Below are 19,245 nucleotides of genomic sequence, written 5' to 3'. Positions count from 1 at the left end.
CTGGCGTCATACAAGCTTCCTCCCGCCTTTTGATTGGCATCTGATATCTCAGATGTCAACTGAAAAGAAAGGACCGGGAGGTGCCCAAAAGAAAGGGGCGGCGCCGTTCTGGCCCGCCCCCGTCACAACGAAGCTACGTTTTTGCTAGGATGCGGTCGCACCTTCGAGGACGATGGCGGCGCTTTTGTAGGCTTGTCTGGTGCGGTCAATATGCGCTGTGAGAAGAGATTTGATTTTGGCCATGTCGCCTTCGCGAACGGCAATAGAGATTTTCGCATGCTCATCAAAGGAGAGTTCAGTATGATGCGGCAGCTTCGCCAAATGAGTTCGCAACGCCGCAATCTTACCAATATAGCGTGTATAGCTGGCCGTCAGGTAATCGTTACCGGCATGTTCAAAAATCAACTGATGAAACGTGGTATCCAGTGAAAGGTAGCCCTTTTCATTACCTCGACTGCGTTCCTTTTCCATGTCCGTCACAACACGCTGCATCTCGTCGGCAAGACCTTCCGGGTTCCGCAACAACGCAAGTTCAAAGGCGGCAGTTTCGATGGCCTGTCTGAAGTCGCAGATCTGGGTCACTTCCGGCTCAGACAGCGAAAACACGCGCGCACCTTTTTGAGGTTCGATACTGACCAACCCTTCGTCACGTAATTGAGCGAGTGCTTCGCGGACTGGCGATTTCGATACGCCCAGCTCTTCGGAGATTTTTCGCTCTGACAAAACCTGACCCATCTTCAGGGAGCCATTGATAATGCTATTCCGCAAATGTTCCAGTGCGAGTTCGCGCAACGATTTGGGTCTCTCAAGCGCCATCTGATGATATCTCCAAAAAAAGGTGTTGCCAGACGCAAGATATCTGATACACCAGATTAGGCAAGCTGGTATATCAGATATCAGAATATGCTAAGGAGATCAAAAAGTGCGCGCAGAGTTGGTCGTCGATTGTAGGAACCAGCACGGAGAGGGGATTTTCTGGAATCCCACCGATGGTCTTGTCTGGTGGACCGATATTGAGGGCTGTGCGCTTTGGTCCTTTGATCCTGCGACCTCAGAATCAGCATCTCATGAGATGCCGGAACGCGTGTGTTGCTTCGCGCCGCGTGCGTCTGGCGGTCTGATCGTTGCTTATGCGGATCGGGTTGTATTGTTCGATTCGCCCAATAGCGAGGAAACCCTCGTGACGCGATTCGAGCCGAACAATCCGGAGACACGGCTGAACGACGGGCGAACCGATCGCGAGGGGCGATTGATTGTTGGAGGCATGAACGAAGTTTCTGGCAAGGCCGACTCGTCGGTCATCTGCGTCGATACAGATTTGAGTGTACAGACAATCATCGAAGGAGTGTCTTGCGCCAATTCGACTTGCTTTACGTCCGACGGTGAGACGATGTTCTTCGCGGATACCCCGGATCGGGAAATCGTCGCATTTGATTACGACACCCGCAGTGGAACCGTTTCGAAACGTCGGCAGCACGCTTCTTTCAATGATGAGCCTGGCTTGCCTGATGGGTCCTGTGTCGATGCCGAAGGGGGCGTCTGGAACGCCGAATGGGAAGGCCATCGCGTTGTTCGCGTCGCACCTGACGGCACGATAGATCGCGTGGTCGAGGTGCCGGTCTGGAAGCCCACCTGTTGCGCTTTTGGTGGCCCTGATCTCGACACGCTGTTCATCACGACCTCAAGGCTGATGAGTGACGAAGCAGCTTTAACAAAAGAACCGGAATCTGGCGGCCTCTTTGCTGTGAAACCCGGCGTTCGTGGCGTGATCGACGCGCCGTTCAAAGGATAACCAACGAAATTCTGGAGGAGAAAACTATGTTGAAAACGCTAATGACCACTACGCTTGCCGCGGGGTTCGCAACGCTGGCAACGGTCGCTCTGGCGGAAAATTATCCAGCGCCGGTTCCACTTGAGGACGGGGCACAAGCGCCAATCGATGCGATAGAGCCCAAGAACGAAACGTTCCGGGTCGCGTATATGCCGCCGGCGACAGAGTTCAACTATTACATCGCCATCGGTGAAGGCATCAAAGCGGTTGCTGCTGAGGCCGGGGTCGAAGTGTTCATGCTTGCGCCCCAGTCCGGTGCGGACATCAACGGCCAAATGGGCATGATCCAGGATGTGCTGACGCAGGACGTGGATGCGATAATCTTTGGAACACACGATGAATTTGCTGCGGCACCACTGCTGAAGCAGGCCGTCGACAAGGGCATGGCAGTTCTGATGATCAACTCGGACATCCCGAACTTCCCGACACCCATTCATGGCGTTGTCGGATATTCTCAGCGCAACGGCACACATGCCATCGCGGATTGGGCTATCGAGAAATACGGCGATCAACCATTAAAGGTCGGCATCATCGAAGGTCAGCCTGGCTATCACTCGACCGAGCGTGTAGGTGGCTTCCTCGACGGTATCGAAGGCAACGATAACTTCGACGTTGTGGTCTCAATTGACGGTAAATGGAACGTTGAAGGCGGCAACACTGCCGGTATGGATATCCTGCAGTCGAATCCCGATCTCGACATGATCTTTGCGGCGAATGACTACATGATCATTGGGGCATCATTTGCTGCGAAAGCACTCGGCCGCAATGACATCGTTCTTTTGGGCAATGATGGTGACACGTCTGGCCTTGAAGAGATCGCAGCCGGCAACATCACGGCAACCGTCAACACCTCACCATTCCTGATGGGTAAAGCGGCCATGTACGCAACTATTGATGCCCTCAACGGAACATATCCCGGCGGCTGGATCGAAACGCCTACATCAATTGAAGACAAAGACGGTGCGATCAGCGTGCTGCAAGAGCCAGAAAAGCTCTTCCCGCAGCCGTCCAAAGAGTACTGAACTTTTCTCTCCGCTTCCCGGTGGCGCGTGCGCGTGCTGCCGGGTCGCAATTCAACCGAGTTTTAGTTTTGTCGAGGCAATCGCAATGACACCCGCAACGCCACTTTGGGAATTTGTCGATATCACCAAGGCCTATCCCGGGGTTTTGGCGAATGACAAGGTCTGCATTCGGCTTATGCCCGGTTCCATTCATGGGCTGTTGGGTGAAAACGGCTGTGGCAAGTCGACGATGATCAAGACACTGTCCGGCGTGCAGCAACCCGATAGCGGTCAAATCCTGCACAATGGCAAGCCGGTCACGATCAGCGACCCGCAGGCGGCACGTGAACTGGGTATTGCAACGGTTTTTCAGGAATTCTCGATCGTGCCCACCTTGTCAGTTGGCGAAAACATCTTCCTTGGCAATATGCCTCGGTCCCGATTTGGTGTGATCGACTGGACCAAGGTTCACAACGAAGCCGCGCGCGTTTTGGCGGAAATGGATGTTGATGTTTCACCCGACACCATCACAGGCACGCTTTCGGTTGGTGAACAACAGTTGGTTGAGATCGCGAAAGCAATCGCGATGGAAGCTCGCATGATCATCCTGGATGAGCCGACGGCGGCATTGGGTGAAGATGAAATTGAGCGCCTGCACCAGCTACTGCGCAATATGCGCGAGCGCGGCACCGCTATTCTTTATGTGTCGCACAGGCTGGATGAGGTTGAACGGATCGTTGATGAAGTGACGATCTTGCGCAACGGCTGTGTTGTGCGAGCAAGTGGCGAGACCAAGATCAACGTCTCTGAGATTGTCAGCGCCATGGTCGGTGAGGACATTGGTGAGCATTATCCCAAGGAGCAGAATGCGACCAAGGATATCGTGCTGGAGGCGGCCGGACTGGCCACCAATTTGGGCGTGAAAGATGTATCGTTTTCGTTGCACCGGGGTGAAGTTCTGGGCTTGGGTGGTGTATTGGGCAGTGGCCGTACAGAAATCGCTCGCGCCCTGTTCGGGACAGACGAGCTGACGGGTGGACAGATAAAACTGAACGGCAAACCGGTTCGCTTCCGCCGGGAAATCGATGCGATCCGTGCCGGATTGGCTCTTGTTCCGGAGAACCGTAAGTTTGACGGGTTGTTCTTCAATTTCCGCGCAAGCGGAAACGTCACCGCAGCGTCCCTTGGCGGACTAAGCCGGTTCGGCGTGTTGAATCTCAAGGCGGAAGAGCAGGCCACCCATGACCTGATCCGCGATCTGGAAATCTCGACCCAGGCCGAGGAAAAGACAGTCAACTTCTTGTCTGGTGGTAATCAGCAGAAGATTGTGATCGCACGCTGGCTTTTTTCAGCCTCGGACATCCTGATCCTTGATGAGCCGACGCAGGGGATCGATATCGGCGCCAAGATCGCTGTTTACAAGCTGATTAACAGGCTCACGCGGGCGGGAAAATCGATCATTCTGATCAGTTCAGACCATGATGAGTTGCTTGCGATGAGCGATCGGATTGCCGTCGTGCAGCACGGAACGATAGTGCGCACGGTCGATGCATCCGACCTTACTCATGACGATCTTGTGCGCGCGTCCGCCGACACTCCTCAATCCAAGCCTAAGGAGGCTTTCGCATGAAGCGGATCTTTGACACCCAGTTGATCGGACCATTTGCAGCAATGGTGATCGTCGCACTGATCGTGGCACTTACGACCGAACGCTTCCTGAACCCGGGTAACCTTTCAAACCTGTCCCTACAGGTAAGCATCGTGGCCTTGATCGCAATCGGGTCTACTATCGTGATCTTTGCTGCGGGCATCGATCTGAGTTCCGGGTCTATGGTGGCTTTGCTGACCATGATCCTTGCGCAAATGTTGAAATTTGTTGGCATTCCACTGGTTCTGGCGTTGCCACTCATTCTCCTCATGGGCGGATTGCTTGGTCTGTTCATTGGGCTGATAACAGCCTATGGGCGTATCCCGTCTTTCATCACAACACTGGCGGCGTTGATTGCCTTCAGGGGCCTTGCCCTGACCTTTAACAATGGATCGCCGATCTTTTCGCTGGATCCGGCGCTGGAGCCAATTTTTTACGGCAAGCTGTTCGGCGTTCCGATGCCTTTCTTCTACCTCGTGTTCTTCTACGTCCTTGCCGCGTTCACTATGAACTTCACGAAACTCGGCCGTGAGATCTATGCCGTGGGTGGTAACCCAGCCGCTGCCGTTCTGACGGGTATTAACGTACGTAAAGTTCAGACGACGACATTTGTCATCGCGGGTTTTATGACTGCGGTTGGTGCGATCCTGATGTCAGCGCGCCTCAACTCTGGTTCGCCCAACTATGGCCAGACGCTGGAACTGCAAGCCATTGCCGCTGCTGTTGTCGGCGGGGCCAGCCTTGCAGGCGGACGCGGCAACATCCTCGCCACGCTGATGGGGGCGATGACAATCGTTATCGTCCAGAATGGTTTGAACCTAAACGCTGCGCCATCTTCGGTTCAGAACATCGTGTTGGGCCTGATCATTCTGTTGGCCGTTGGCATAGACATGTGGCGCGCGGAAATTTCGGGCTTGATGGGTCGAATGTTCGGCCGCCCTTCATCGCAGCAGTCATCTAACGTTAAGAAGGAGGCCTGAGATGGATCTGGGGCTCAAGAATAAACTGGTCCTGGTGACTGGCTCTGGTTCCGGCATCGGCAAAGCCACTGCCCGGGTCTACCTGGAAGAAGGCGCGCGGGTCATCGTGCATGGCCTGACCGAGGCGGAAGTGTCCGACTGCGTCGACGACCTGTCATCTCTGGGCAAGGTCGAAGGCATTGCGGCCGACTTAACCAAAACCACTGATGCGGAAACTCTGGCAGAGTTTGCTCGTGCGCGCGGTGCGGTGGACGTTCTTGTGAATAATGTTGGCATCTTTTCGGTCAAACCGTTCGAGGATCTCACGGATGACGACTGGATGCATTACTTCAACATCAATGTCCTGTCCGCCGTTCGGATGAGCCGGATTTTCCTGCCTGACATGCTCGGCCGGGATAAGGGATCCATCATCAACATGGCCAGCGAAGCGGCAGTGAAACCACTACCTCAGATGGTGCATTATTCTGTCACTAAAACTGCCATGTTAGGTCTGACACGTGGCATGGCAGAATTGACAAAGGGGACAAAAGTCCGGGTTAACTCGATCCTGCCTGGTCCAACCTGGACCGAAGGTGTCGAGGCCTATTTTGACGGCCTCGCCAATCAGAAGGGTGAGCCGCTCGAAACGATCGTCGACAATTACTTCAAATCAGATGAGCCCACATCGCTCATACAGCGCTTTGTCCAACCAGACGAAGTCGCCCGCATGATCGTCACGATCTCAGCAAGCACAGCCTCCAATGGTTCTGCGCACCGGATCGAAGGCGGCATCGTTCGCAATATTCTTTAACTGCTAACTGGAGGAGCCTGCTATGGCCGCTCTTACTTTCTCTCACATTGGCATCACAGTTCCCGACCTGGAAAAAGCTGTGGAGTTTTATTCCAAGGCATTCGGCCTGTACGTGCTGATGGAACCAACTGAAATCCTGCATGACGAAAGCGCCATCGGTCAGATGTGCGACGATGTATTTGGGGAAGGCTGGGGAAGCTTCCGCATCGCGCATTTGTCGATGGGCGACGGTGTTGGCATCGAATTGTTTGAGTTCCCAAAGACCGTCGAAGAAGAACGCCCGTTTGAATATTGGCGGCGTGGCTTGTTTCATTTCTGCGTACAGGACGAGGATCTGGAAGGCCGCATCAAGGTTATCGAAGACCTGGGCGGGCGCCAGCGCATGAGCCAAGTGCGCAAGTATTACCCAGGTGAAAAGCCCTATCGCATGGTCTATATGGAAGACCCGTTTGGCAACATCTTCGAGCTCTACAGCCACTCGTACGAATTGACCTATTCGGCGGGTGCTTATGACTGATCGCGCCGACTTTTCCCCCAGAACGGACAAACCCAAGGTCGTGATAACCGATTACGACTTTGGTGATGTTGCCGTTGAGACGGAAATCCTGGAAGCCGCGGGAGCCGAGGTGATTGCGCTTCAGGCCAAGCGCCAGGAAGACCTGTTCGATGTCGCGCCGCATTGCGCAGCGATGATGAACCAATATGCCCGGATCGGGAAAGAAACGATTACGCGGATGCGGAACTGCGAGGTCATCGCGCGTTATGGCGTAGGCGTAGATATCGTGGATGTCGGCACGGCGACGGAAAAGGGCATTCTCGTCACCAATGTGCAAAACTATTGCACCGAGGAAGTCGCCGATCACGCGATTGCCCTTTGGCTGACCCTGGCGCGCAAGTTGCCCGACTATGATCGAGCCACTCATGCAGGGGTCTGGCAATGGCAAAGCGGGCAGCCGGTCTACCGGTTGCGCGGGCGGACGATGGGTGTCGTTTCGCTGGGTAAAATCGGGCAAGCCATCGTTGCGCGGGCGCAATCTTTCGGAGTTACGGTCATCGCTTACGACCCGTATTTGCCAAGAGAAGTTGCCGCGAAGATTGGGGTCGAGCTGGTGAGCAAGGCCGAATTGCTGGCAAGGTCCGACTATATCCTGATGCAGGCGCCGATGACGCCGAACACGCATCACTTTTTGTCGGATGCCGAATTCTCGGTCATGAAACCCGGCGCGATACTTGTGAACACTGGACGCGGACCAACGGTCGACAACAAAGCCCTGTTCCGGGCGCTGACCGAAGGCCATTTGGCCGCTGCAGGGCTCGACGACCCCGAAGAAGAGCCGGCCAAGCGCGCCAACTGGACGCCTGATGATAACCCGTTGTTCACACTGCCCAACGTCCTCGTAACACCACATGCCGCCTATTATTCCGAGGAATCAATACACGCAGCGCGGGTTACCGCGGCTACGCAAGTGGCCAAGGTCCTGACAGGACAAAAACCCGACTACACAGTCAATGCCGACGCATTGGCAGTATCTACCGCATAACAGGAGACAAGAATGCCAGACGTCAGCACAGCCCTTAGGGTTTTCAATGATTTTAAAAGAAACCCGGAACTTCTCCAAAAATTCGACAAGGTGTTGGAGGCGTACTCTGCTGCTGCCATTTTTGCGGATGTGCAGTACCGAACAGGCGTGATGGACAGCGCCATCAAGCCCGCTTTCCGCGCCAAGGTGACAGGCCAGGCCGTGACGGTTCAGCTTTCAAAAGGTGATCTGGTCGACCCATTGCGAGCGCTTGAAATGGGACAACCCGGGGACGTGATCGTTGTGGACGCGGGTGGTGATCGTCAAACGTCAGTCTGCGGCGGTTTAATGGGTGGCCTGGCCAAGAACCGCGGCATTCGGGGTATGATCGTAGATGGCACTGGGCGTGACACAGATGAGTTGGAAGACATCAACTGGCCAATCTGGACGCGCGCGATCACGCCGCGCGGAACGCACACGATGTTCTCGGAACGTAAAGACGAACTTTCGATCAATGTGCCAATCGCCTGTGGGGGCGTCGTGGTAAACCCCGGAGATTTCATTGTAGCTGATCTGATGGGCGTCGTCGTGGTTCCACAGGAAATTGCCGAAGAAACCGTGCGCCTTGCTCAAGAGCAAGCTGACCGTGAGGAGGAAACCCGTAAATGGGTGGCCCAAGGCAAAACCGTTGAGGATCTGCTAAATGAATTCGGTCGCATCTGAGCCAGCGCTGATCGGCGTAGATTGGGGCACTTCATCGCTCCGTGCTTTTCTTATTGGCACGGAGGGCGAGGTGATCGATGGGGTCTCGTCACCTGAAGGTATCATGCAGGTTGCGGGACAATCCTTTGAGGCGGCCCTTGATCGTCTCATCGGCCCTTGGGTCGCCAAGGCTAACCTGCCGATCCTGGCATCTGGCATGATCACCAGCCGCAATGGCTGGGTAGAAACGCAGTATGCAGAAATGCCGCTGGGTGCCGACGGTCTTGCACGGGCGTTGGTCCCTCACGAAGCGGCCAACGGAGCGCGAATTCATTTTGTGACAGGCGCTTCGACAGAACATGCCGGAGGACCGGACGTAATGCGCGGTGAGGAAACCCAGATCATCGGAGCATCTTCGCTAGGCTTGAGCGAAGGCATGTTCGTGATGCCGGGAACGCACAGCAAATGGGTTCACGTTGCAGATGGGACGATCCAGGATTTCTCGACCTACATGACAGGTGAGATCTTTTCGGCGCTGAAAGAACACACAATCCTTGGCACCTTGATGAAGGTGGACGCTTTCAGCGAAGACGCATACGTGATGGGCGTCAAGGTGGGCCTCAGTGGTGAGTCGAACCTGCTGCACAGCCTGTTTCATGTTCGGACGCTTCCTCTCATGGGCAAAATCCCAAAGGTTGCCACGGCCGACTACTTGTCGGGCTTGTTGATCGGGACCGAGGTTGCTGCCGCGACCGGCGAATTAGAAGACGTCGGCACGATCACTGTTGTTGGACGCAGCGACTTGTCCGACCGATACGAAATAGCGCTTCGAACTGCTGGTTTCGACAGCCGTCGCGCGCCAGATGATATCGTTGCGAAAGGGCATTTTCTGATTGCTCGCGCTGCGGGGTTGGTTGGATGAATGACCTCACCGCAGCTCTTGCCGAGAACCCGCTGATTGCGATTTTGCGGGGGCTAGCACCAGAAAATGCGCGCCCGGTGTCTGATGTACTCTTCGATGCCGGGTTTCGGATAATCGAAGTGCCGCTCAACTCACCGGACCCGCTGGAATCGATAGGGCAGATCGCCGTGAAACATGGCGCTCAGACCATCGTCGGCGCTGGCACAGTGTTGACTGTGGATCAGGTCGCGGCGGTTGCTGATGCAGGCGGGCGTATCATCGTGTCGCCCAATATGAACCCGGACGTCGGGCGCGCGGCTGTCGCTCGGGATCTTTATTGGTGTCCAGGAGTCATGACCCCCTCCGAGGCCTTTACGGCGTTGGATATCGGCGCATCGGTCCTCAAATTCTTTCCGGCGGAAATGGTGCCGCCAGCTGCCATTTCTGCCATGCGCGCCGTATTGCCTGCAGATGCAGTCGTCGCTGCGGTAGGGGGCATAACGCCGGATACGATGGCGCCGTATCATGCCGCGGGTGTAGATGGATATGGGCTGGGATCCGCACTGTTCAAACCGAGCTATACATTGGATGATATCGGCAGGCGCGCGCGCGCCTTCACCAGTGTATTGGAGGAACTTGGATGAAACAGGCCCTTGTAACGGGCGGAACGCGAGGGATTGGTGCGGGTGTTGCACGGTCGTTGGCAGACGCAGGTTGGTCCGTCATTGCCGCATCCGCCTCCCAATCCGAATTGGATGCATTCGAGCCTCAGGACGGGTTAAAGGTGCAGCTCTTGGATGTCACCGACCAGACGTCCATCAATGATGTATTCGGCGAACTCACGGGTCTCGATGCCTTGGTGAACTGCGCAGGTATTCTTTTGCGTGGCGAAGAATATGACATCGACGTCTTCGCCAAGGTGCTCGATGTGAATCTGACAGGCACCATGCGCTGCTGTCTTGCCGCGCATCCATTGTTGGCTGAAGTGAGTGGGGCCATCGTCAACACCGCCTCTATGCTCAGTACCTTTGGTGGGCCTTTGATTCCGGCGTATTCCGCTTCTAAGGGCGGCGTGGCACAGTTGACCAAGGCGCTCGCAGGTCGCTGGGCCGAAGACGGTATCCGGGTCAATGCCATCGCGCCGGGTTGGATTGAGACAGAGATGACCCAGGGCCTTCGGGAAGACCCTGAAAGAACAGCGGGGATCATGGCGCGTACGCCTATGAAACGCTGGGGGAAACCCGAAGAAGTCGGTGCGCTTGTGCAATGGCTTTTGAGTGAAAACGCCAGCTTTGTGACCGGATCAATCTATCCGGTCGATGGCGGCTATCTCGCTATGTGAGGAAAATCAATGAATGACGATGACACCGCCCGAATGCCATATCAGTTGCCGTTTCCCAAGGATGCGCAAGACGAGATCGTGATCCCGAATGCCATGAGCGAAGACGACAGGCTATGGGTTCCGCAGGCAGAGAACGTCTGGTTCCGACCGCTCTGCTTGAACCGCTCGCAAGGTTATTGGATGAACCTTCTCAAAGTGCGCAAAGCTGGTGTTCTTTCGCGGCACCGCCATCCACAGCCAGTCCACGGTTTTGTCCTGAAAGGGCGTTGGCATTATCTGGAACATGATTGGGTTGCGGAAGAGGGGGGATATGTCTTTGAGCCGCCGGGTGAGACTCATACTTTGGTCGTTCCCGACGATGTTGAAGAGATGGTCACCTATTTCCAGGTCAATGGCGTGATGTGCTATGTTGATCCGTGGGGCAAGGTCACTGGCTACGAAGATGTCTTTACCAAGATTGATCTGTGCCGAAAACATTTCGGGGAAGTCGGTCTTGGAGAAGATTACGTTGAACAATTCATCCGGTGATGCGCCGCGTTTCGCGCTTGTAGCGCATGATGCGCGAAAGGACGAAATCGTTGAATGGGTGGGTCTGCAATTGGCCCGCCTGTCCAGAGTACAAATCTTTTCGACTGGGACTACCGGTAGTCGCATTAAGCAAGCCTATCCAGAACTGGATGTGACCTGCCTGAAAAGCGGACCACTCGGAGGCGACCAACAGATCGGCGCCATGATCTGCGAAGAGAAATTGGATGCACTGATTTTCTTTGTCGACCCTCTCTCACCCATGCCACATGACGTCGACGTTAAGGCTCTGACCCGTCTCGCAACGGTATATGATCTGCCAATGGCATGTTCGCGCTCAACCGCGGATCTGATCGTCAAGGGGCTGATTGACGAGGATGACAACGCGTCTGCGTGATACGCCACGCGCCGCAAGCGCCGATCAGCCAGTTCTCAGAAGGTGCTCTGCCAGACTGCCGAGGTTTTCGCTGCCAAGCTGGCTCATGTTGGCCTCAATGTCAGCTTTCAGGATGTGAACGAGATGGTCGATCCCTCGTGCTCCGAACGCTGCAACGGCATATTGAAAGGCGCGTCCGACCATGACGAAATCTGCACCTTTGGCCAGTGCGCGCATGATGTCCAATCCCCAGGCAACGCCAGAGTCGTAGATCAGTGGCACATTTGTTCCTACTGCCTCTCGGATGTTCGGAAGTTGGTCAATCACGGCGGGCCCGGCTTCGAATTGACGCCCGGAGTGGTTTGAGACCCAGATGCAATCCACGCCTTCGGCCACCATTTTTTGCGCGTCCTCCGGCCGCAGGACACCCTTGACGATCAGATGACCCTCCCATTCCCGCCGCAGTTCGCGCAGGTAGTCCCAATCTGGAATCCCACGGATCAGAGCGCCTGCATGGGTAAAGCTTTCTCGCCCGCGGGTCGGGACGTAATCGTCAAAGAACCGCATACGTGGCATGATGCCCTCGCGCAGATGTGCAAGGCACCAGGCGGGTCGTGATGCCATTTCAGTCAGCGTGCGCAGGTCAGCTTTTGGAGGCACCGTCAGATTGGCGCGGCGCTGTCGTTCGCGCCGACTCTCTTCTGGAACGTCCACCGTGATAATCAGCGTATGAAATCCCGCTGCCTTAATCCTCGGCAGCATCGCGCGGCGCAGATCGCCGGAGTTCACCGGGTAGTGCTGAAACCATCCGTTTTTGCCAATATGAGGCGCCACATCTTCAGGTGAAGCAACAGCCACACTGGACAACGAAAACGGAATGTTGTGAGCAACTGCTGCTTTAGCAAGCATCCGCTCAGCTCCCGCCCACATCAGGCCGGACATGCCTACCGGTGCTATCCCGAAAGGCAGATCGTATTTTTGACCCATCAATGTAGTCTGCAGGTCGGCCTTTGTTCGGCCGCATAGCACACGCGGCATGAAACCGATGGCATCAAGTGCATCACGGTTGACCTTCAACCCCAGCTCCCGGCCGGTCGCGCTGTCGAGATATTCGAAGGCAAACTTCGGAATGCGCTTTTGTGCGGTTTTTCGAAGGTCTTCTATCGACGGGTGGGAAAGATCCAGATCCATCCGGGTCCTCTGTTCGTTGTCTAACGTTTGAAGCTCCTCAGTCGGTCACCAAAGGAATGGCAAGGCCAAGGAAATTGCGGGCACATAGGTGATGAACATCAACAAGATCAGCATGCCGACAAAGAATGGTAGGATCGCCCGGCTCAGGCTTTCGATGGAAACCTTGGAAATGCTGCTGGCCACGAACAGGTTCACACCCAATGGCGGTGTGCAGAACCCAATCGCCAGGTTGACCGTCAAGATGACACCAAAAACGATCGGATCGACACCCAGCGCGGTTGCAACCGGCAGCAGGATCGGTGTCATGATGATGATCGACGAAATCGTCTCCATGAACATTCCGATCACCAACAACAGCAGATTGATCAGCAACAGGATGATGATGGGGTTGTCGGACAGACTGGTGATAGTTGTTGCGAGTTCTGTCGGGATTCTTGCGAGCGTGATCAACCTGCCAAAGGCGGTCGCCATGATCACCAATATCAGAATCGTCCCGCTGGTCTTTGCACTGCCCGCCAAAACCTCTGGCAGGTCCTTGAGGGTGATGTCGCCATACACGAAGATGCCGATGAAAGCGGCATAGACTACGGCCACGGCACCGGCTTCGGTTGGGGTAAAGATGCCGCTATAGATACCCCCAAGAATAATCACGGGCACGAGAAGCGCCCAGATGGAAGACCGGAAACTCTGCCAGACGCCAGGGCCTGAGAACGTGGTTGTCGATTGCTGAACAACCTCGTCCTTTCGCAGCAGAACACGAGCGACCAACATGAACATGAGGGCAAAAAGGATGCCAGGAACAACACCTGCAAGAAACAGTTTGCCGATCGAAACCTCGGCAGTAACACCATAGATGATGAAGGGAATACTTGGCGGTATCATAACGCCGATCATTCCTGAGGATGCCGTCAATGCGCCGCTGAACTTGCGTGTATAGCCGACCTTTTCCATCTCGGGGATCATGTTCGACCCGATGGCGGCTACAGTTGCAGGAGACGAGCCGGATATGGCGGCAAAAAACACACAGGCGAGCACGTTCACATAAGCCAACCCACCCCGGATATGACCGATCAGTGCATTGGCAAACCCAACCAGTCGGCGAGACATTCCGCCGTGCTGCATAAGGTCTCCTGCCAATATGAACAGAGGGACGGCAATTAGAGGAAACGAGTCCGCGCCTGTTACCACCGACCGTGCCAGAAGAACCATGGGTGGCGTGCCATCTACAAAGACCATCACGATCATAGTGGCCAAGCCCAGACAGATGCCAATAGGCACGCTGAAGAGCAACAGGGCAAAGAGCGTCAGGAAAAGCGTTGTTGCAAGCATGCAGGGCTTCTCACGTTTTGGTCCCTGCGATCAGACGCAGGGTTCGGATCAGATGTTGAGTGACGCGGATCGCGGACAGGCCCGCGCCAATCGGCGCCGAAGCATAAAGGATCGGAATCGGTAGTCCCAAAACGACCGAAGTCTGGCTGGCGACAAAAGGCTGTCGGATAAGTTTGATGCATTCAATTGTCAGAACGATTAGAAATCCAAGGACAAGAAGCGCGATCACAACATCCGCGTAAAGCCTTGCGCGCTCGCTTAGGACATCACGCAGGACCGTGATACGCACATGATCGCCTGTGTGGAATGCATAGCTGACACCAAGCCAGACAAACCATACAAACAGCCAAAGCGTTAGCTCTTCGCCCCATGAAAGAGAGGCATTCAGAATGTAGCGCATGAACACATTGCCAAAGATCAACAAGACAATCGCGGCCAAAAGTGCACTGGCTAAGACCTTTTCGGCATTCATATCGATCCATTTGATAACCGACACCGTTCACCTCCCCTTGAACGAAAGGGGCACCCGAACCTTAATGGCACGGGTGCCCGTATTGGCTGAGTAGTCCGAGGGTCAGCTTCCGCTCGCTGCGGAAACCGCTGCTACCCAGTCGTCATAGGCTTCGGCGCCAACCTCGTCGCGATACTGCAGACGGACGCTTTCGGTTTTGTCGGCAAAGGCCTGTCGCTGCTCTGCAGTCAGTTCCAGAACCTCGACACCAGCAGCACGAATCTGTTCCAGTTGTTCCGCATCTTCGCTCGCGACCAGTTCAGCCTGATATTCACGTGCGGCGGCCATCGAGTCCCGGACCAGTTGCTGATGCTCTGCGGACAGCGAGTCAAAGAACGGTTTGGAGATGACGGGCATATAGACCGCAAAGACATGGCCGGTGGTCGAAAGGTATTTCTGAACCTCGTAGAAACGCTGTGAGGTAATGATCGCCAGTGGGTTTTCCTGGCCGTCGATCACGCCTTGCTGGAGAGCAGAATAGACCTCACCAAAGTTCATTGGCGTCGGGTTGGCCCCGAGCGTTTCGAATGTCGCCACATGCGCCGGAACCTTCATGGTACGTAGCTTGACACCCTCGAGATCTGCGGGGGTTGCAACCGGGCGAACATTGTTGGTCACATTGCGTACACCCAATTCAAGCCAGCCAAGACCGACCAATCCCTGGTTTTCGACCCGTGCAAGCATGCCGTCACCAGCATCACCGTCAAGAACATCAAAGGCGATGTCCTTGGAGGAATACATGTAGGGCAGTTCAATTACTGCAAAAGCCGGATCCCAGCCCGCGAAGAAAGAGGAAGGAGGAATGGCCATTTCCAGAACGCCGGTTTGAACACCTTCGATCATTTCGCGATCAGGGCCCATCTGCGACGAAGGGAATATCTGTACGTCGATCTCACCATTCGAGCCAGCTTCGACCAGTTCTTCAAATTTCAGTAGCGCGCGATGCATATGAAACGCTTCTGCTGCGCCATGCCCAACCTTAATGACTGTTTCAGCGGATGCTGCAAAAGCAAGCCCGGCTGACATGACGAGGCCAAGCGCCAATGTTGATTTCTTGAACAAGGTATCCTCCCACGGATTTAGTTATTTTCGATCTATTATCTGAGATATCAGATATAATATAGAAATCAAGCTTACATGTGCTATTGTGTTAAAGAGACGAAATAGGACGAAATGAAAATGACCGAGACTTTGCAGATTAAGCGCCCGGATTCGTTGAGTAAAACTGCTGAAGAGCACATCCGAAAAGGCATTATCAATGGCACGTTTCAATTGGGTGAATCGTTGCCGGAAGTGAAGCTGTCAAATGCCATGGGCATCAGCAAAACTCCGATTCGCGAAGCGCTATCGGCTTTGAATCTTCAGGGGCTAGTTCAGATATTTCCTCATCGAGGAGCCTTTGTATTCTCTCTTTCTCAAGAGGACGTGGTACAGCTTTGCCAGTATCGGCTCATCCTAGAATCTGCAGCTTTGGAGCAGGCGCTTGAAAAGAACCCGTCGGTTCTGATCAATGAGCTGGCTACAATTGTTTCTAAGATGTCGGAAGCGCAGGAAGCGGATGAATTCGAGCAGTACTTGGAACTTGATGCAGAGTTTCACGACGCGTTTTTCAGGTCCTGCGGAAACAGTTACCTGCGGGATGGATATCAAAAAGTCAGTGATATCGTCCAAACTATGCGGACACATCTGTCCAAGCGTTCCAATCGAACGAAGAAATCTTACAAGGAACATCAAGCGATCACATCGCTATTGGGCGAGGGTAAAGTAATAGCAGCAACGAACACCCTCAAACGTCAAATCACTCGCGGTGAGCGTTCTTATTCCGATTTGGTTGTTGTCAATCAAACATAGGAGGCTCAGTGATCTTCCCCGGATAACGGACAGTCCCCAAAATGGGAAGTTAAAGAAAGTGTCCCGCGAGTAACGGCATATCTACAAGCTGACACCACGTTGGATTACCAATTGAACTATTGACGAACAGCGGAAGATTTAATTATCAATACTAATTGTATTAAGCAAACGCAGGTATGGGGCACAAAGTTCAACATACTCCTGATAGTCAACTAGAGAAGAAGCATCGGGCAAAGCTACACGCGAAGAATGTGTCCTATACCGCTAGAGAAAGCTCTGTATGGCGTATATCAGCGAACTACACTACTCAAACGCATACGCCGGTGCATCCGGTGTTTCCGAATTCCTTGAGGTCGCATTGAGCGCGGGAGAGGATCCTGCAGATTTCACAGTCTCATTTTATCAACACACCGGCACTGTGGGGGTAGAAGTCAATCTGGCCGATCCAGGTGTGGTAGCTACCTTTGACCCAGACACCGGTAGAACATTCTATGTGATCTCGGAAGACAACTTTCCCATACAATTGACTGATCCCAATGGCGGAGGCGCTTCAAACTATGAAGCCTACGCTTTGACCAACATTGGCTCCGATCCAGACGTAGTCATCGATTTTTTCGACATTGGCGGAGGAACCACAAATATCACTGCAGCAAATGGGCTGGCCGCTGGCGCCACTTCAACCAATATTGTCGTTCCAACTGGTCCTGGTGCTTCAACATATTCTATTCAGTTCACAGAGGGAAACCCCAACCCTATTTTCGAACCTGTCACAGAAGGCGGTCCGATCTGCTTCCTGAGAGGGACGAAAATTGTCACCCATGTAGGTGTGAAGAAGATTGAAGAACTACAGGAAGGTGAATTCATTCCTAACGTTGACGGCGATCTTCGTATGCTACGGAAAATTTTGCGTCGACGTTTCGGCACTAGGACCTTGCACGAAAATCCAATGTTATATCCTGTTCGAATCTCGGCAGGTGCATTGGGAGGCGGACTGCCAGAACGAGATCTTCTCATCTCACGGCAGCATAGGATCGTCATCTCCTCGAAGATCGCAAAGCGTATGTTCAATACCCATGAAATTCTGGTTCCGGCAATCCTTCTAACCGAGCTTCCGGATATTTATGTCGATGAAACACTGAACGCCGTGGAATACTTTCATCTGGTTTTTGATCAGCACGAGATCGTTTGCGCCGAAGGCGCGATGACAGAAAGCCTTTATCTTGGGACGCAGGCACTATGCTCTCTAAATCAACAGGCACGTCAAGAATTGAAGACGATTTTTCCAGAGCTAGAGCTCCCGGAGTTTTTGCTTAAAACAGCTCGACCAATACCAGCTCGCTCGCGTATTAAGCGCCTGATCAACCGACATAAGAAGAACTCCGTTCCGCTTTTTAGAGCCACTTGAAGGATTCCAGTTATGCTTTCTAGCGAAAATGGTGAAATTTGGTCTCAGCTCGATACAAAATCCTTAGTGCTTTGGGATAGAGCTCTCAAGTGGCCACCAACAATGAATACTGAAGAAGCGGTCCTAGCCGCTGTGTTTCTCAGGCGCTGTGAGCAATCCATATCCGATACTTGTCGTTAATGTAAGTTATCGGCCCGATTCTCGTCAGGGTTCAGATATAGACCGTGCGAGATGAGGCAAAGCAGTTCTTATTTTGCAATATGATTACCTGAGCATTGGAATGACAATTACAGATAACTCCCACACAGATGAAATTAAGTTCGATCAAAACCTGAATGGGATTACACTTTTGCGTGGGATCTGTCGTAAATTCTCCTTAAGATATGCCTCATATGCACATATCGATGAGAACAAGAAGGTTGTGCACGGATTTACAACTTACCCCCAGAAATGGGTCGATTACTATATAGGGCACAACCTTGCGGAACTTGATCCTCTCGCCATACTGGGAGCAAAAACAATCGCTCCAACAGATTGGTCCGAGTACTCAGATGTACCTGACTATCAAGGCCTTTTCAAAGCAGCTGCTCAATTCGAAATTGGAGCGTCTGGCTTTTCTATTCCCATTATTGGCCCCTTCGGAATTAGAGGTCAGCTTTCTATAACCGCCGACCATAGGGCTGAAGATTGGCTGAGGTTTGCTCAGAGTATACTTCCAGAACTCCGCCGGAAAGCCCAAGTGGTTCATTTGTTAGCGTTGGATGCCATCGACACTCGCTTGAAATTGCCCGTTGATCCACTCTCGGAAAACGAAACGAAAGTTCTCAGAATGTTTGCAAGGGGATTCTCACCTACGGATATCAGCTCGTTTTTTAGCGTGTCTCTTGGTACGATAAAGGTGTTGGGCGATTCAATTTTAACGAAGTTAATGGCTGACAATATCGAGCAAGCTGCAGGACGTGCCGTCGCTCTTGGTGTACTGGAATGGTCCGAATACTTTGCACACCCTGTCTTGGAGATTGCTGATAGGGACAGCTGGGTGTCGCTGGGTGGCATCGTTCGTTGGAGAGGAGCAGTTCACGGGGCAGTGTCAATTAGCGATGGGCTTCAAATACGAAATCAGAAGGGTTTCAAACCAACCACTATAGAAAGGTTGTCAGAGGTTTTTAGCATCTCAACGACGGAATTAAGAAGCGCTTTGGGAACCCGCGAGAATCAAAAAATCTCTGCTCGTCAACTGTGACTCAGCATGGCTTTGTTGCACAAATGGCTTGAAGGGCGGTCTTCCCCTTTCCCCGGACGGACTTATCCTACGGACACGGTGACGGGTATGCCAAGTGCG

21 protein-coding genes are annotated in these 19,245 nt (G+C 53.6%); 16 read left to right on the top strand and 5 right to left on the bottom strand.

What is annotated here, in order from left to right:
• Nucleotides 1-144 precede the first annotated feature (144 nt).
• A complete protein-coding gene (locus ACR0M9_RS09215) occupies nt 145-816 on the bottom strand; it encodes a GntR family transcriptional regulator (protein WP_480773404.1) in 672 nt (223 codons plus the stop codon).
• A gap of 106 nt (nt 817-922) precedes the next feature.
• Here ACR0M9_RS09215 and ACR0M9_RS09210 point away from each other — a divergent pair, with 106 nt between their 5' ends.
• The 13 genes from ACR0M9_RS09210 (at nt 923) to ACR0M9_RS09150 (ending at nt 11,637) form a co-directional block, all read left to right on the top strand.
• Nucleotides 923-1,792: an SMP-30/gluconolactonase/LRE family protein gene (locus tag ACR0M9_RS09210; RefSeq protein ID WP_480546850.1), complete on the top strand. Its 870-nt coding sequence runs from the start codon at nt 923-925 to the stop codon at nt 1,790-1,792.
• Nucleotides 1,793-1,818: 26 nt separating this feature from the next.
• The gene (locus ACR0M9_RS09205) at nt 1,819-2,853 is read left to right on the top strand and encodes a sugar ABC transporter substrate-binding protein (protein ID WP_480546852.1); all 1,035 of its coding nucleotides are present in this window, start codon (nt 1,819-1,821) and stop codon (nt 2,851-2,853) included.
• A gap of 85 nt (nt 2,854-2,938) precedes the next feature.
• Nucleotides 2,939-4,462 carry a sugar ABC transporter ATP-binding protein gene (locus tag ACR0M9_RS09200; RefSeq protein WP_480546854.1) on the top strand — a complete coding sequence of 508 codons (1,524 nt, stop codon included), beginning with the start codon at nt 2,939-2,941 and terminating at the stop codon, nt 4,460-4,462.
• On the top strand, nt 4,459-5,460 hold the full coding sequence (locus ACR0M9_RS09195; RefSeq protein ID WP_050606102.1) for an ABC transporter permease: 1,002 nt from the start codon (nt 4,459-4,461) through the stop codon (nt 5,458-5,460). The genes ACR0M9_RS09200 and ACR0M9_RS09195 overlap by 4 nt, the downstream gene beginning before the upstream one ends.
• Before the next feature lies 1 nt (nt 5,461).
• Entirely contained in the window at nt 5,462-6,250 is a 789-nt protein-coding gene (locus ACR0M9_RS09190; protein WP_480546856.1) for an SDR family NAD(P)-dependent oxidoreductase, read from the top strand.
• A gap of 22 nt (nt 6,251-6,272) precedes the next feature.
• Nucleotides 6,273-6,767, top strand: a complete 495-nt coding sequence (locus tag ACR0M9_RS09185) for a lactoylglutathione lyase family protein (protein ID WP_108861949.1) — start codon at nt 6,273-6,275, stop codon at nt 6,765-6,767.
• Nucleotides 6,760-7,791, top strand: a complete 1,032-nt coding sequence (locus ACR0M9_RS09180; RefSeq protein WP_480773403.1) for a C-terminal binding protein — start codon at nt 6,760-6,762, stop codon at nt 7,789-7,791. Before ACR0M9_RS09185 ends, ACR0M9_RS09180 begins: the two co-directional genes overlap by 8 nt.
• 12 nt (nt 7,792-7,803) lie before the next feature.
• Complete coding sequence (locus ACR0M9_RS09175) at nt 7,804-8,493, top strand: RraA family protein (RefSeq protein WP_480546860.1); 690 nt, start codon at nt 7,804-7,806, stop codon at nt 8,491-8,493.
• Nucleotides 8,474-9,394, top strand: a complete 921-nt coding sequence (locus ACR0M9_RS09170) for a 2-dehydro-3-deoxygalactonokinase (protein WP_480546862.1) — start codon at nt 8,474-8,476, stop codon at nt 9,392-9,394. Before ACR0M9_RS09175 ends, ACR0M9_RS09170 begins: the two co-directional genes overlap by 20 nt.
• Nucleotides 9,391-10,017, top strand: a complete 627-nt coding sequence (locus ACR0M9_RS09165) for a 2-dehydro-3-deoxy-6-phosphogalactonate aldolase (RefSeq protein WP_480546864.1) — start codon at nt 9,391-9,393, stop codon at nt 10,015-10,017. The genes ACR0M9_RS09170 and ACR0M9_RS09165 overlap by 4 nt, the downstream gene beginning before the upstream one ends.
• The gene (locus tag ACR0M9_RS09160; protein WP_480773402.1) at nt 10,014-10,715 is read left to right on the top strand and encodes an SDR family NAD(P)-dependent oxidoreductase; all 702 of its coding nucleotides are present in this window, start codon (nt 10,014-10,016) and stop codon (nt 10,713-10,715) included. The genes ACR0M9_RS09165 and ACR0M9_RS09160 overlap by 4 nt, the downstream gene beginning before the upstream one ends.
• Before the next feature lie 9 nt (nt 10,716-10,724).
• The gene (locus ACR0M9_RS09155; protein WP_010437260.1) at nt 10,725-11,243 is read left to right on the top strand and encodes a 2,4'-dihydroxyacetophenone dioxygenase family protein; all 519 of its coding nucleotides are present in this window, start codon (nt 10,725-10,727) and stop codon (nt 11,241-11,243) included.
• Nucleotides 11,224-11,637 carry a methylglyoxal synthase gene (locus ACR0M9_RS09150; RefSeq protein ID WP_480534696.1) on the top strand — a complete coding sequence of 138 codons (414 nt, stop codon included), beginning with the start codon at nt 11,224-11,226 and terminating at the stop codon, nt 11,635-11,637. Before ACR0M9_RS09155 ends, ACR0M9_RS09150 begins: the two co-directional genes overlap by 20 nt.
• A 24-nt stretch (nt 11,638-11,661) precedes the next feature.
• Here the strand turns inward: ACR0M9_RS09150 and ACR0M9_RS09145 are convergent, their stop codons facing one another.
• The 4 genes from ACR0M9_RS09145 to ACR0M9_RS09130 all read right to left on the bottom strand — a co-directional run bounded on the left by ACR0M9_RS09145 (nt 11,662) and on the right by ACR0M9_RS09130 (nt 15,709).
• Nucleotides 11,662-12,807 (bottom strand): alpha-hydroxy acid oxidase, encoded by a 1,146-nt coding sequence (locus ACR0M9_RS09145; RefSeq protein WP_480519309.1) that lies wholly within the window; start codon nt 12,805-12,807, stop codon nt 11,662-11,664.
• A 45-nt stretch (nt 12,808-12,852) separates the two neighbouring features.
• The gene (locus ACR0M9_RS09140) at nt 12,853-14,136 is read right to left on the bottom strand and encodes a TRAP transporter large permease (RefSeq protein ID WP_480519311.1); all 1,284 of its coding nucleotides are present in this window, start codon (nt 14,134-14,136) and stop codon (nt 12,853-12,855) included.
• 10 nt (nt 14,137-14,146) lie between these two features.
• Nucleotides 14,147-14,632 (bottom strand): TRAP transporter small permease, encoded by a 486-nt coding sequence (locus ACR0M9_RS09135; RefSeq protein WP_480546866.1) that lies wholly within the window; start codon nt 14,630-14,632, stop codon nt 14,147-14,149.
• A 78-nt stretch (nt 14,633-14,710) separates the two neighbouring features.
• A complete protein-coding gene (locus tag ACR0M9_RS09130; RefSeq protein ID WP_480519313.1) occupies nt 14,711-15,709 on the bottom strand; it encodes a TRAP transporter substrate-binding protein in 999 nt (332 codons plus the stop codon).
• Nucleotides 15,710-15,826: 117 nt separating this feature from the next.
• Here ACR0M9_RS09130 and ACR0M9_RS09125 point away from each other — a divergent pair, with 117 nt between their 5' ends.
• The 3 genes from ACR0M9_RS09125 to ACR0M9_RS09115 all read left to right on the top strand — a co-directional run bounded on the left by ACR0M9_RS09125 (nt 15,827) and on the right by ACR0M9_RS09115 (nt 19,146).
• Nucleotides 15,827-16,498, top strand: coding sequence for a GntR family transcriptional regulator (locus ACR0M9_RS09125; RefSeq protein ID WP_480546868.1), 672 nt, complete (start codon nt 15,827-15,829; stop codon nt 16,496-16,498).
• Between the two features lie 280 nt (nt 16,499-16,778).
• Nucleotides 16,779-17,903, top strand: a complete 1,125-nt coding sequence (locus tag ACR0M9_RS09120; protein WP_480773401.1) for a Hint domain-containing protein — start codon at nt 16,779-16,781, stop codon at nt 17,901-17,903.
• 280 nt (nt 17,904-18,183) lie between these two features.
• Nucleotides 18,184-19,146: a helix-turn-helix transcriptional regulator gene (locus ACR0M9_RS09115; RefSeq protein ID WP_480773400.1), complete on the top strand. Its 963-nt coding sequence runs from the start codon at nt 18,184-18,186 to the stop codon at nt 19,144-19,146.
• Nucleotides 19,147-19,245: the final 99 nt, after the last annotated feature.

The sequence above is a fragment of the Ruegeria sp. CH2 genome (assembly GCF_056537065.1).
The sequence above is the reverse complement of the archived record's forward strand: the minus strand, read 5'-3'. Positions and strand labels throughout refer to the sequence as shown.